The following is a 15,357-nucleotide window of genomic DNA, read 5'->3' as shown; positions in this document are numbered from 1 at the left end:
ACAACGGAGAGGAAGTAAATTCATGCTGCAAAATATGAAAGGCGCCATTTTCGATCTGGACGGCGTTATCGTAGATACGGCCAAATATCATTATTTGGCTTGGGCGAGTCTTGCTGACGAGCTAGGCTTTATATTTACAGAGGAGGATAACGAACGCCTTAAGGGTGTGAGCCGAATGAGATCGCTCGATATTCTTCTGGAGATTGGCGGCTTACAATTTGAAGAAGCGGAGAAGCTTGCGATGGCGGAGAAGAAAAATCGCCTATATGTAGAGTACATCTCTAAGCTTGAGGAGTCGGAACTGCTTCCCGGAGTCAAAGAATACTTAACTGGACTGAGAACGCGCGGGATTGGAATTGCGTTAGGTTCAGCTAGTAAGAATGCAGAGTTTATTTTGAATAAGCTGAACATCACGGATCTGTTCGATGCCGTTGTTGACGGTAACAAAGTGTCACTTGCCAAGCCAGACCCGGAGGTATTCTTGATTGCTGGTCAGGAGCTGGGCTTACAGCCGGATGAATGTGTCGTGTTCGAGGATGCGGAGGCAGGCGTTCAAGCAGGTAAGGCTGCAGGTATGAAGGTAGTAGGTATAGGGAAGCCGGAAGTGCTGAAGGAAGCCGATATGGTTGTAAAAGGATTGTATGAGCTGCTGACAGACTAAGGTATCAAAAAGAAACATGGGACCGACTCCAAGGTAGCTGATGCTACTGAGGGTCGGTCTTTTTTTGCTTTAAATTCCTGCGCTCACGCTGTGTATTCAGCATCGAAAGCTAGCAGGACATAAAGCTCCAAAAGCTCGGCAGAAAGCTCAGGCAGTCTATCGGACCTCATAGTCGTTATTAGCAATAACTCCGCTCATTTGAGAGTCTATCGGACTCCATAGTCACTATGTGCCCTAAAACACCTCATTTCGCATGTGTTTGGTACGAATAACGTCACTGGAGTCCGAAACTCCCCGTAAAAGCCGAAAATAGACCAAATAGCTGCATTTGGGTCCGATAGATCAACGTATGGTGTAGCTCAGAAAGCGATTCAGAAGGTTAGTTAAAAGCTCAGGCAGTCAATCGGACCTCATAGTCGTTATTAGCAATAACTCCGCTCATTTGAGAGCCTATCGGACTCCAAAGTCGCTATGTGCCCTAAAACACCTCATTTCGCATGTGTTTGGCACGAATAACGTCACTGGAGTCCGAAACTCCCCGTAAAAGCCGAAAATAGACCCAATAGCTGAATCTGAGTCCGATGGTTCATCGTATGGTGTAGCTCAGGAAGCGATTCAGAAGGTTAGTTAAAGCTCAGGCAGTCAATCGGACCTCATAGTCGTTATTAGCAATAATTTCGCTCATTTGAGAACCTATCGGACTCCAAAGTCGCTATGTGCCCTGAAACACCTCATTTCGCATGTGTTTGGTATGAATAACGTCACTGGAGTCCGAAACTCTCCGTAAAAGCCGAAAATAGACCAAATAGCTGCATTTGGGTCCGATAGATCAACGTATGGTGTAGCTCAGAAAGCGATTCAGAAGGTTAGTTAAAAGCTCAGGCAGTCAATCGGACCTCATAGTCGTTATTACCAATACCTCCGCTCATTTGAGAGCCTATCGGACTCCAAAGTCGCTATGTGCCCTAAAACACCTCATTTCGCATGTGTTTGGTACGAATAACGTCACTGGAGTCCAAAAATCGACGAAAAAGCAAAATTAGACCAAATAGCTGCATCTGAGTCCGATGGCTCATCGTGATGAGATTTTACTAGAGTGCGAGCGCACAACAAGCAGCAATATCGCTTATTGAGTAATCCAAAAGTTCAACATATGTGAAGCTCACAGCAGTGTAAAACAGAGGCGAACAATGCCTCTCATAGCCTCACGCAGTGGCCTTCACTCTCCCTCCCTTTTTTCTGTTTTCGTTTTTCAAGAATTCCGGTGATGAAGTTGCGGAGTGGAGGTTTGGAGCTGGAGAAACGAAGTGGTCGCCTTTATCCTCGGATTTCTACCGCCAAGCGGTATAAAATCAGGAAATCTGAGGATAACAGCGATCGTAAGCCCAAACACTCCACGCAGTGACGTCTATATCACCGTGCTCTTATAATCCGCACAACAGAAAAAAACTACATACAAATGACCATAAAAAACTTTAAAATGAACATATGTAAGCGTTTATCACTTTGATATAGTTATTGAACCCGGAGGTGTGACTCAATGTTGTCTAGGCTGATTAGATTGATTCGAAAGCTGAACGTCAAGCAGCAGCTCATCCTGCTATTTCTAATCATGATTTCTCCCATTTTCTTTTTGAACATATATGGGAATATGAAGGCGGAGCAAATACTGAAGCGCCATGTTACGAATGCATATGTGGAATTGAACAAGCAAAACTTTACAATCATTAATCGGGATATCGACACAGTAAATAAAATCACTACCACCGTGATTCAGAATCCTCTAATTCAGCAAATTAATATGAGCGGTTCAGATACCATTCTGGAGCGAGTCAAACGATATGAGACGATAGAAAAGCTGTTGGTCAGTTACTCACAGGGGGCTGAACGTGGTGACGGCATCTATTACTCCCTCTATATATACGATCCGAGTGATTATTACTTTTTTGCTCCCAATTTTCCACAGGTTAAGAAAGCGGGAGTGTATTTCTTTTCCAAAGCCGAAGAGCCTTACTGGTTTGAGGAGGTTGTGCAGAAGAAAGGGCGCGGCTCGCTGAAGTTCACGGAGAGGCTAAGCGCACAAGCGGAGAATTTAAAGACACTTACATATATGAGAGCTGTGAACAACATTTCCAGAAAAGCAGAGACCATTGGCGTCTTGGTCATCACAAAAATGGACTCTAAAATTGGAGAATCTCTCAAATCGATATCTTTGCCTGACGGCGAAATTTACTTAACAGATTTGAACAATCGTGTTCTCGCCTCCACTACGAATAATACCGGAGAAATGATTACATTGCCGGAGACGGTTGTTGCTGAGGATTTGGAAGGTACAGTGGATGTGATTACCTCTGATTTTATCTATGTGGTTAACAATAACCATGCGCTTGGACAAAAGCTGGTCTACAAAGTTCCAGTAAAGGCGCTATTGCAGCAACAGAATGAAATGAAAAGTGTTATTCAATATATCACCGTGGCTTATGCTGTATTTGGATTAATTATGATTACGTACTTCTGGCGTTCATTAATGACCCCTCTGCAAAAGCTGGCTTTTTTCGTGCGCAAATACGAGCCGGGTAATCGTGTCCCAGAAACGCCTCGGAGGGGGAGCAACGATGAGGTCAGTGTGCTGATTGCTTCTACCTATGATATGGCCCGAAGGCTGAACGGATTAATCACCTACAAATACCAGATGGAGCTCAAACAGAAGGAATCGCAGCTTCAACTGCTATATCAACAAATCAACCCCCATTTGCTTTATAACACCCTAGAGAGTATTTATTGGAAAAGCTCTTTAGAAGGAAATGTCGAATCCGCCGAGATGATCAAGGAATTGTCTAAACTAATGAAGATTAGTCTTAGTCGGGGGAGGGAGCTAATAAGCCTTGAAGAAGAGCTGGAGCATGCAACGGCTTATATCAAGCTGCAGCAGCACCGATATGATTATGTATTTCGAGTAATAATGGATATTCATCCGGATACGAAAAGCAATTTAATTCCTAAGATCACACTGCAGCCGTTAATAGAAAATGCCATTATTCATGGGGTTAAAAATATGGGCGAGGATGGTGAGATCACCATCACTGCAGTATGTGAGGACGAAACCGTTATGATCACTATTGAAGATAACGGCTATAAGTCGGTTGATTACGAAGCCATTGAAGCTGTATTAAATGATGACAGCCCAAATCCCACTAGTGGTTATGGTATCCGCAACATTAACCAGCGTATTCATTTACATTTTGGCTCTGATTATGGTATCAGCTACACTCCTCGTACAGAAGGCGGAACGCTAGTAACGGTTAAGCTTCCGAAATCAGAGAATCAGGAATAAGGAAGGGGAGCATACAGATATGTTCAATATATTGGTAGTAGATGACGAACCATTGATTTGTAAAGGACTTAGCAATTTATTAGCTTCATCCGGGCTCGATATTTCTAATATTTATACAGCTAATAGCGGATTTGAAGCGTTAGACTGTATCCGTATGGAGGAAATTGATCTGCTCGTTACGGATATACAGATGGGTGCAATGAGTGGCATTGAATTGATGCAGCATGCCAAATTGACAAAACCATGGGTACAGACCATCGTGATTTCTGCTCATGAGACGTTTCAATATGCTCAAATGGCCGTTAGGCTCGGGGCTAAGGATTATTTAATTAAGCCTTTGAATAGTGAGCAGTTTTTGGATTCGGTCCGAAATGTGCTCCTTAAGATGGGTAAGCCCTCTCCAGAACTAGATGTCTTCATGTCTGGGATTAATGAAAGTTTTCGACTGGAAGAGCCGCTTCCGGAATACAGCAAGCTCTTGAACGAATTGCTCATTGACCCTGGGGTTGTACTAGCTGAAGCAGATAACTTGCAGAAGCTGGATAACCTGAAGCTGCAAGGGCCGTATTTTTCCGTCTTAAAACTTAAGGTACCCCTGTCTGGAGTGAACCAGGAGAAGCAGTATACTATGCGGGACAGACGGCTGCTTTATTATGCTGCGCTGAACATTGCCAAAGAATTAATGGATCAGGAGTGGAATTCGATAGCTTTTTATGCACCGGATGGAGAAATTACGATCATTATTCAATGGGATGAAAAAAGCTATGAGGATTCATCTGCCGGCCAAATCAATAGACTAGATATTCTTGGCCGTAGTCTTCATTTTAATATCCATAAATATTTACATCTGAACGTGGTCATTGGCATCAGCCAGATTTTAAAGGGGCTTTCGTTTATGGCCGTTTTGAACCGTCAGGCCTCCAATGCAATTCTCTGGAACAATGCGCACAGTGACCATTATGTGTTTTATTATGGGGATTTCAACTGGAACAGTTACACGAGTGATCCATCTGTAGAAGAGCTTCATACCCATAGCAATCTGATCGTACAAAAAGCGAAAGAATATATCGACGAGAACTATGCGCAAAAAGGACTGACGATTCACGATGTGGCTAAGAAGAATCATGTTAGCCCCAATTATTTGAGTTACCTATTTAAGAAAAATACAGGTTATAACCTGTGGGAATATGTAATCAAGCTCCGGATGGAAGAAAGTCGGGAGATGATTTTGAATACCGATCTTCGCAGATACGAAATTGCAGAACGTGTGGGTTATGAATCGCCGGAGCATTTTAGTAAAATTTTCAAAAAATTTTATGGGATTAGTCCCAGCGAATTGAAGAAGTAAAAACACTCCTTACTTCGGTAGATATAGACATGTTCAGTACAACCCTCATTTCCTACAATTTAAGGTAGGAAGCATTTTGCGAAAAATGCTGAAAGAACAATGGAATGAGGGAGTCTGATGAATCAAACCGCAGTAGTAACCGAAAACCCGGCGACGCTGAAGGGAACACCGTACAAGCAAAACCGCTGGAAGAAAAACTTTTGGGGATATATGTTCCTCGTACCTGCCGTTATTATTTTTATTATGTTCTTATGGGTTCCAATTTTCAAAGGCTTACTGTACAGCTTCTACCATGTTGATTTTGTTAAAGGGAACAGCTTTGTAGGCTTTGAGAACTACAGTAGAGCACTTAGTGATCCAGATGTTTTGACCGCATTAAAGAACACTGGGTATTACATGTTTCTATGTCTTATTATTGGATTCTGGGTTCCGATTGCTTTTGCCATTATGATCTCAGAGCTTAGAAAGTTTGGGGGCTTTGTACGTGTAGCGGCTTACCTTCCTTTCGTAATGCCTGGTGTGGTTCTATATGGACTGTGGAGATGGCTTTATGATCCGGTAGGTCCGATCAATGCGTTATTAACCTCGATGGGTGTGGACCAGGTTGCCTTCTTGACAGATACAAGGTGGTCGATGATTTCCCTTGTGTTTATGGAGACGTGGCAGCAGTTCGGATCAGGGATGCTAATATACTTGGCTGCAGTACTCAGCATTCCACGAGATTGGTATGAAGCCGCCGAGATTGATGGAGCAGGTATATGGGCACGTATAAAGTACATCACATTGCCTTCACTGCGTAATTTAATCTTTTTGATGCTAATCCTACAAATTATAGGTACTTCACAAGGGTATCAGTCACAGATGGCGCTGCTTGATGGTGGACCAAATAATACTACACTTACCTACGCATTGTTAATCGTAAAATATGCATTTACAAGACTTGATTATGGAACAGCTACTGCGCTTGGTATGTTAATGTTCATTGTCCTAGGTGGTTTGGGCATTTTACAGTTCAAGCTTAACAAGGAGGACTATTAAGATGAAGAGCGCAGATAGAGGAATTCTTTCAGAACACGACTTGAAAAAAACAAGTAATAAGATCATTTATGGCTTGATGTGCATTGTCATTTTGATTATGGTTTTTAGCATGCTGTACCCGATTTGTATGACGTTATTCAACGGGTTGAAGTCGAATCAAGAGGTGAATTCATTCCCACCGCATTTTTTTCCTCAGGAATGGCACTTCAGCAATCTTAAGGATGCTATGAATTACATTGATCTGCCGATGTTCCTTAGAAACACTATTTATATCTTTTTAGGGAATATGGTTGTGACTCTAGTCGTATTGGGAATGTCGGCTTTTAGTATTTCCCGTATGAATGTTCCGTACAAAAGAGCGATTTACTTCTTCTTTCTAATGACATTGTTTATTCCGGCTACCAGCTACATGATTCCGAACTTTGTCAATTTGAAGGAGCTCGGATTGCTGAATCAGTATGCGGCTTTCTGGCTGCCAGCGGGTGCGAACACCTTTTACTTTTTATTGTTAAAGAACTTTTTTGACGGGATTCATCCAGAAATCTTTGAAGCCGCACGCATTGATGGGGCCTCTGAGCCGAGAAGCTTTTTCTCCATTGCCGTGCCACTATCGATTCCGATTTTTGCTACACTAGCGATCTTTATCTTTTCTACCGCATGGAATGACTGGTTCTGGCCATCTCTAGTTATGCATAGTGAAGAGAAATATACGCTTGCGACAGCGATTTATAAATACGTTATTAATGTGAAGGCACTCAATACTAATATTAAATTTGCAATCCTGTTTATAGTATCGTTGCCTCCAATTATTGTCTTCTTGATTTTCCAGAAATTCATTATGCGTGGGGTTGCTTTATCAGCAGTGAAAGGGTAAGCAATTATCGACGAATTTAACCATGGATCGTAAACATGCACATGAAAGGAATATAAATGCACCTCGTTTGTAAACGGTTTCTAATTTATGATCAATATGTAAGATAATTATGAATTGAAAAGGGGAGTTTCAATGCGTAAGTACTCTAGCGTTCTACTAAGCGTACTTGTAGCCGGATCATTGCTATCTGCTTGCAGCGGCAACAATAACGGAAACACAGCGGGAAACAAAGGCGGGGAAGCATCCACTGCGCCAACAAATGCGGTAACGGATAATACAGCAACCGCTACGGATGCGCCGGTGGATGACATTACTCAAAGAAAAGTGACGATCAAGATTCACTACCCAACACCTGACTTGACTGAAGTGAGAGCACAAGAAGATGACAAGATTAAGCGTTTTCAAGCTGAATATCCAAACGTTGAAATCGTTAAAGACGACTGGCAATACAATGTAAGTGAAATCGGAATCAAAATGGCTGCGAATGAAGCACCAACCTTCTTTAACACCTACGCTACAGAAGCTAAATTCCTGGTGGAAAAGGGCTGGGTTGCGGACATTACGGATCTTTGGAATAAATATGAATTTAAGGATCAAATTAACCCAGTACTGCAAAATCAATTTATCATTGATGGTAAAGTTTTCGGCGTAACTCAAAAAGGTTATGTAACAACTACGATGATCAACAAAAAAATGCTGGATGAAAAAGGCGTTGCGGTCCCACCAATGGATTGGACTTGGGATGATATGCTGAATACGGCTAAAGGCGTAGCTGATGTTAAAAAAGGTATTTCCGGTATTGCTCCAATGGGTAAGGGTAACGAAGCAGGCTGGAACTGGACCAACTTCCTGTTCGAAGCTGGCGGCGAAATCCAAAAGGTTGAAGGCGGTAAAGTTGTAGCTACATTTAATTCCGATGCTGGTATTAAAGCGCTGGATTTCTACAAGAAACTTAGATGGGAAGCTAACGCGATTCCTCAGGACTGGGCTCTGGGCTGGGGCGATGCTGTAGGCGCATTCCAACAAAGTCGTACAGCAATGGTAATGGCTGGATCCGATGGCGTAATCGAGCAAGCGCTGAATCAAGGTGGACTGAAACCTGAGGATGTGCTCACATATCCAATGCCTGCTATGGAAAAAGGCGGCAAGCATACTGGGGTACTTGGTGGCGATTACCTCGTAATTAATCCTAATGCAACACCTGACGAGCAAGAAATGGCATTCCGTTATATCACATTTGATTACTTCTCTGATAAAGGTTTGGAAGCATTGGATGCAGTTCTTCAACAACGTACAGCTGATGGCAAATACTTTATCCCGCCGCTCTTAGATTACTACTCAGCAGATTCTGAGTTCGGTAAGAAGACTAAAGCTGTTTATGACAAGTATACAAACGTATACCAATACAGCCCTGATATTATGGGACTTTTGGATGGTAAGCCTGAAGCTCAATACAATACACAGGACTACTACGCAACCATGTCTAATGTCATTCAAGAGCTGTTCTCCAAAAAAGGAACGGATTCTAAGAGCCAGCTTGAAGCAGCAGCTAAAACAGTTCAAGAGAAATTCTTTGATACGATTAAAGCGGAATAGGCAAGTGAAAAAATCGGTCCCTTTGGGTCGATTTTTTTGTTGTGATGATTTATAAATTTATAAATGATTAGAAATAGTGATAATAAACTGGAAATTATTATGGCGTAGAAGAATCGAATTTTTTTTGCTGTAGGGGATGTTTTTTTGAGGGTGTATTTAGAAGTATGGGACAAAATGGGCTTAATATTTTGCTTATCAAAGTATAATTCTAAGATTTTAAGGGTTTTATAGCACATAATATGGTAAAAAGACTATAATATGATCGAATGAAAGCGCTTTGAAAACAAATCAAAAAAACTTTATACTTTGTGAAAGATTTCACTATACAAGGTAGAAATCATGTGATAAGATAAATGTGTAGAGAAAAACAACTAAAAATTGACAGGAGGACGAGGGAGATGGCAGTTAAGAATGAAGTCGCCGCCCAAGTTAAACAAGTTACCGCTGAAGAGTATATACAGAATTTAGTGGATAAAGCGAAAAAAGCGCATGAGGCGTTCATGGCGCTAGACCAAGAGCAAGTTAACACAATCGTTCATGCAATGGCGTTGGCTGGACTCGACAAACATATGTACCTCGCAAAATTGGCCGTCGAAGAAACAGGACGCGGCGTATACGAAGACAAAATTACGAAGAACATCTTCTCGACAGAATATATCTGGCACGGAATTAAATATGATAAAACAGTAGGCGTTATTGAAGATAATCCATATGAGAACTTTCAAAAAATTGCTGAACCCGTCGGAATCGTTATGGGCATCACTCCAGTAACCAACCCAACATCCACCACGATGTTTAAAGCGTTGATTTCGATTAAGACACGGAACCCTATTATATTCGGTTTCCACCCATCTGCGCAAGAGTGTAGTGCTGCAGCAGCTAAAATTCTTCATGATGCAGCCGTGAAAGCTGGCGCACCTGAGAACTGTATCCAATGGATTGAAATGCCAACAATGGACAAGACAAACGCTTTGATGAACAACCCAGACGTTGCTCTTATCCTGGCAACTGGCGGATCTGCAATGGTAAAAGCAGCTTATAGCTGTGGTAAACCTGCTCTTGGTGTAGGCCCTGGTAACGTACCAGCCTTCATTGAAAAGAGTGCTGATATCGATCAAGCGGTAACGGACATCATTCTTTCTAAAACATTCGATAATGGTATGATCTGTGCTTCCGAGCAAGCGATTATTATTGAAGAACCAATCTTCGACCAAGTGAAGAAGAAAATGATTGCTAATGGCTGCTACTTTGTTAATAAAGAAGAAGCTGGTAAGCTGACTAGCGGTGCAATGAACGTTGATAAATGTGCGGTTAACCCAGCAATCGTTGGCCAATCGGCAGTGAAGATTGCTGAAATGTGTGGCATTCAAGTTCCTGCTGGCACAAAGATTCTGGTAGCAGAACTCGAAGGCGTAGGCACTAAATACCCATTATCTGCGGAAAAATTGAGTCCGGTTCTTGCTTGCTATAAAGTTAAGAATGCTGATCAAGGTATCGAACGCGCAGCTGAAATCGTTGAATTTGGCGGTATGGGTCATAGCTCGGCTATCCACTCCAACAACGAAGAAGTGATCATGAAGTTCTCTAACCGTCTGCAAACAGGACGTATTCTCGTCAATTCGCCTTCGACACATGGCGCTATCGGCGATATCTATAACACTAATATCCCTTCACTGACACTGGGCTGTGGATCTTATGGTCGCAACTCCGTATCGCAAAACGTTACAGCAATCAATTTGATCAACGTGAAAAGGGTGAATCGTCGTACCGTGAATATGCAATGGTTTAAAGTACCTGACAAGATTTATTTCGAAAAAGGCGCTACTCAGTACCTGACCAAAATGCCTGATATTACACGTGTTGCAATTATCACTGACCCAATGATGGTTAAGCTTGGATATGTTGAAAGAGTTGAACATTACCTGCGTCAACGCCAAACTCCTGTAGCTATCGAAGTGTTCTCAGAAGTTGAACCAGATCCATCGACAACTACAGTTGAAAAAGGTACTGCAATGATGAACAGATTCCAACCGGACTGCATCATCGCACTTGGCGGCGGTTCCCCAATGGATGCTGCAAAAGGAATGTGGTTATTCTATGAACATCCAGATGCTGACTTTAACGGTCTGAAGCAAAAATTCATGGATATCCGTAAACGGGTTTATAAATTCCCTAAACTGGGAAATAAAGCGAAATTCGTTGCAATTCCAACTACTTCGGGTACTGGTTCGGAAGTAACATCTTTCGCAGTTATTACCGATAAAACAACGGAACAGCACACTAAATATCCTTTGGCTGACTACGAATTAACTCCAGACGTAGCCATCATCGATCCTGAGTTCGTCTACAGCTTGCCAAAAACGGCGGTTGCTGATACAGGGATGGACGTATTGACACATGCTATCGAAGCTTATGTATCTGTTATGGCGAGTGACTACACAGATGGTCTGGCTATCAAAGCGATTCAACTGGTGTTCCAATATCTAGAAAGATCCGCACTTCAAGGTGACAAGCTTGCCCGTGAGAAAATGCACAATGCATCGACATTGGCTGGTATGGCTTTCGCGAATGCGTTCTTGGGTATTAACCACAGTTTGGCGCATAAATGGGGCGGACAATACCACACCGCTCATGGTCGTACTAACGCGATCCTTATGCCACACGTTATCCGCTATAATGCTAAAAAACCTACGAAGTTCGCTTCATTCCCTAAATATTCGCACTTCGTAGCTGATGAGCGTTACGCTGAAATTGCCCGTATTCTGGGATTGCCAGCTCGCACAACTGAAGAAGGTGTAACTAGCCTGATCAATGCGATTCGCGATATGAATAAAAAATTGGGTATCGAAGAATCGTTCCAACAACTGGGCTTTGATGCTAAGGACTTCGAATCGCGTGTAGATTACTTGGCTGACCGTGCGTTTGAAGATCAGTGTACAACTGCCAATCCTAAGCTGCCACTGGTATCTGAGCTTGCTGATGTATACCGTAATGCATTCTACGGAAGATTTGATAATTAACAAATGGTTAAATAGAGAATAGGATAGTTGTGGACTTAGATAAAGGTGACAAATATCACTCGAAAGGTGATATTTGTCACAGTGTTTTTATAGAAAATAAACTAGAATGTTTATATAAACAACGGTCCCACATATGAAATGTTGATTGTGAAATTTGGAACAACCACATCTTTTGGGGATCACGAGACACGGGATCAACCTTCAAGCCCGCGATCTCTACAAATATAATAAATATAGATGGAGGGATTTAGCATGTCGGTGATTGAAAAAGATGTACAAGAGGTTAAGTCGGGATGGCGTAATTTTGTAAAAGGTAAATGGTCTAAGAAAGTTGACGTTAACAACTTTATCGCTAGTAACATTAAGCCTTATGAAGGTAATGAGCAGTTCCTCGTAGGACCTACTAGTAACACAACTGAACTGTGGAAGATTATTTCCCAACTGAGCAAGGAAGAAAGAGAAAGAGGCGGCGTATGGGATGTTTCCCTAGATACTGTCTCCACAATCACTTCACATGCTCCAGGCTACATTGACAAGGACAAGGAACAAATTGTAGGCGTGCAGACTGACGCTCCTTTCAGACGTTCTATCCAGCCATTCGGCGGAATCAAGATGATGGTCGATGCTACGAAGGCTTATGGCTTCGAGCTTCCACAAAACATCGTTGATATGTTCACGAACATTCGCAAAACGCATAACCAAGGCGTATTTGATGCATATACACCAGACATGAGAGCAGTGCGTAAATCCGGCGTTATCACAGGTCTTCCTGATGCTTACGGCCGCGGACGCATTATCGGCGACTACCGCCGCATTGCTCTGTACGGTATTGATTTCTTGATTAAAGACAAAAAACAACAACTAACTGAGCTTGAAGTGGATTCCATGACTGAAGAAGTAATTCGTTTGCGTGAAGAGCTGTCCGAGCAAATTCGTGCACTTGGCGAATTGAAGGAAATGGCGGCTGCTCACGGTATGGATATTTCCAAACCAGCGACGAACTTCAAGGAAGCTACGCAATGGGTATACTTTGGATATCTGGCAGCGGTTAAAGAGCAGAATGGTGCGGCGATGTCCCTGGGACGTGTATCCTCCTTCCTAGACATTTATGCAGAACGAGATATTGAAGAAGGTACTTTGACTGAAGAACAAGTACAAGAAATTGTCGACCATTTCGTAATGAAACTGCGTATCGTGAAATTCTTGCGTACACCTGACTATAACGATCTATTCTCCGGTGACCCTACTTGGGTAACTGAATCCATTGGTGGTATGGCTGAAGACGGAACCACTCGAGTTACCAAGAACAGTTTCCGTTTCCTGAACACCCTGTACAACTTGGGTCCAGCTCCGGAACCAAACTTAACTGTTCTGTGGTCCGAAAGATTGCCTGAAGGCTTCAAAAAATATTGTGCTAAGGTTTCCATTGAAACTAGTGCAATTCAGTATGAGAATGATGATTTAATGCGTCCATACTGGGGTGATGATTATGCGATTGCATGCTGTGTATCTCCAATGCGCATCGGTAAACAAATGCAGTTCTTCGGTGCTCGTGCTAACCTGGCAAAAGCTTTGCTGTATGCTATTAATGGCGGTAAAGACGAGAAATCCGGAGCACAAGTTGGACCGGAATTCCCAGCGATCACTTCTGAATATCTGGATTATGACGAAGTAATGAAACGCTTCAAACCGATGATGGAGTGGTTGGCTAAGACTTACGTTAACACTTTGAACATCATCCACTATATGCATGACAAATATTCTTACGAACGTATTGAAATGGCACTGCATGACCGTGATATTCTGCGTACTATGGCTTGCGGTATCGCTGGTCTGTCCGTTGCAGCTGACTCCCTGAGTGCTATTAAATACGCGAAAGTTAAACCAATTCGTAACGAACAAGGTATTGCAATTGACTTCGAAACCGAAGGCGAATTCCCATGCTACGGTAACAATGACGATGCTGTAGACAGCATCGCAGTAGAATTGGTTGAAACCTTCATGACAATGATCCGTAAAAACAAAACTTATCGTGATGCTGTACCGACTCAATCGGTATTGACCATTACTTCGAATGTAGTATACGGTAAGAAAACAGGTACTACACCTGACGGACGTAAGAAAGGCGAACCTTTTGCACCAGGTGCTAACCCAATGCACGGACGTGATAAGAAAGGTGCTCTGGCTTCGCTGAACTCTGTAGCCAAACTGCCTTACTCCGATGCACAAGATGGTATCTCCAACACGTTCTCCATCGTACCTAAGGCACTAGGTAAAGACGAAGAATCCTGTAAGTCTAACCTGGTACACATGATGGACGGATACTTCCATAACAACGCTCAGCATTTGAACGTTAACGTATTTAATCGTGAACAGCTGATGGACGCTATGGATCACCCAGAGAATTATCCACAATTGACTATCCGCGTATCCGGTTATGCAGTTAACTTCATCAAGTTGACTCGCGAACAACAAATGGATGTAATTAACCGTACGTTCCATGGTTCGATGTAATTCGTTCCTATTCATTGAAGATCTTTGAATGAAGTACTACATTGAAATAATTGCAAGGAAGTTACCGCCCTTGAAACAAGGGCGGTAATATCTTGTTTGAGAATCGTTAAAATTTTAAATATCACAGCCGCGATCAAGGGAAGTGACAGTCTCAAGGGCAGGGAGCTTCTTCGTGAAAGAGCTGTTAATCTGACGTGGCGAAAGGGTGACATCCTATGATTAAAGGTCGTATACACTCCTTGGAAACCTTTGGAACCGTTGATGGACCTGGTATTCGATTTGTCTTATTTATGCAAGGTTGCTTGTTGAAATGCCAGTATTGCCATAACCCTGATACTTGGGCTTTAGATGAAGGTAAAGAAATGACTCTAGAAGAAGTGCTCTCAGAGATCGAGCCTTATTTAAACTACTATCGTTCATCCGGTGGTGGGTTAACTGTATCCGGCGGAGAACCAACTTTGCAGGCACAATTTGTAAAGCAGTTATTTACGGAAGTTAAGAAGCGTTGGAATTTGCACACCACATTAGATAGTAATGGTTATAATGAGGGTGACAAGATTAATGACTTATTAGATGTTACAGACTTAGTGATGCTTGATTTGAAACATATTGATGAAGATGCACACATTAAGTTAACTGGAAAATCTAATGATCGGACCTTGAAGCTTGCACGCTGGCTGTCGGATCATAACCGTAAGATGTGGATTAGGCATGTATATGTTCCAGGCATTCATGACCGTGAAGAGGACCTTATCAATTTAGGTCGTTATATTGGAACCTTAAATGGCGTTGAGAAATTTGAAATCTTACCTTATCATCAAATGGGTATCTATAAATGGGAAATGCTCGGCAAGGCTTATGAATTAGATGGAGTGCCATCCCCTACGGATGAAGAAGTTCAGCGGGCTTACCGCTTGGTCGAAGAAGGTCGTAAGCAGACAGCGCTGGTATAATTGTTACCTACATTAAGTG

The 15,357-nt window shown here is 42.4% G+C and carries 9 protein-coding genes; all 9 read left to right on the top strand.

Translation table 11 applies throughout. The annotated features are described in order from the left end of the window. The first annotated feature begins 22 nt into the window (after positions 1-22). The 9 genes from pgmB (at position 23) to pflA (ending at position 15,338) form a co-directional block, all read left to right on the top strand. Entirely contained in the window at positions 23-661 is a 639-nt protein-coding gene (gene pgmB, locus QNH28_RS21435) for a beta-phosphoglucomutase (protein WP_283908456.1), read from the top strand. A gap of 1,540 nt (positions 662-2,201) precedes the next feature. Continuing rightward, the gene (locus QNH28_RS21430; RefSeq protein WP_283908455.1) at positions 2,202-3,995 is read left to right on the top strand and encodes a cache domain-containing sensor histidine kinase; all 1,794 of its coding nucleotides are present in this window, start codon (positions 2,202-2,204) and stop codon (positions 3,993-3,995) included. A gap of 19 nt (positions 3,996-4,014) precedes the next feature. Beyond that, the gene (locus tag QNH28_RS21425) at positions 4,015-5,343 is read left to right on the top strand and encodes a response regulator transcription factor (RefSeq protein WP_283908454.1); all 1,329 of its coding nucleotides are present in this window, start codon (positions 4,015-4,017) and stop codon (positions 5,341-5,343) included. 117 nt (positions 5,344-5,460) lie between these two features. Next, on the top strand, positions 5,461-6,381 hold the full coding sequence (locus QNH28_RS21420) for a carbohydrate ABC transporter permease (protein ID WP_283908453.1): 921 nt from the start codon (positions 5,461-5,463) through the stop codon (positions 6,379-6,381). A 1-nt stretch (position 6,382) separates the two neighbouring features. After that, positions 6,383-7,255 (top strand): carbohydrate ABC transporter permease, encoded by an 873-nt coding sequence (locus QNH28_RS21415; RefSeq protein ID WP_283908452.1) that lies wholly within the window; start codon positions 6,383-6,385, stop codon positions 7,253-7,255. Between the two features lie 132 nt (positions 7,256-7,387). Next, a complete protein-coding gene (locus QNH28_RS21410; RefSeq protein ID WP_283908451.1) occupies positions 7,388-8,851 on the top strand; it encodes an ABC transporter substrate-binding protein in 1,464 nt (487 codons plus the stop codon). Between the two features lie 398 nt (positions 8,852-9,249). Next, entirely contained in the window at positions 9,250-11,871 is a 2,622-nt protein-coding gene (gene adhE, locus QNH28_RS21405) for a bifunctional acetaldehyde-CoA/alcohol dehydrogenase (protein ID WP_283908450.1), read from the top strand. 252 nt (positions 11,872-12,123) lie between these two features. After that, on the top strand, positions 12,124-14,385 hold the full coding sequence (gene pflB / locus QNH28_RS21400; protein WP_283908449.1) for a formate C-acetyltransferase: 2,262 nt from the start codon (positions 12,124-12,126) through the stop codon (positions 14,383-14,385). Positions 14,386-14,600: 215 nt separating this feature from the next. Next, the gene (gene pflA, locus QNH28_RS21395) at positions 14,601-15,338 is read left to right on the top strand and encodes a pyruvate formate-lyase-activating protein (RefSeq protein ID WP_283908448.1); all 738 of its coding nucleotides are present in this window, start codon (positions 14,601-14,603) and stop codon (positions 15,336-15,338) included. The last annotated feature ends 19 nt before the right edge of the window (positions 15,339-15,357 follow it).

The sequence above is a fragment of the Paenibacillus sp. G2S3 genome, assembly GCF_030123105.1.
In the GTDB taxonomy this organism is placed as follows: domain Bacteria; phylum Bacillota; class Bacilli; order Paenibacillales; family Paenibacillaceae; genus Paenibacillus_AQ.
This window is presented reverse-complemented; position numbering and strand designations above follow the sequence as displayed.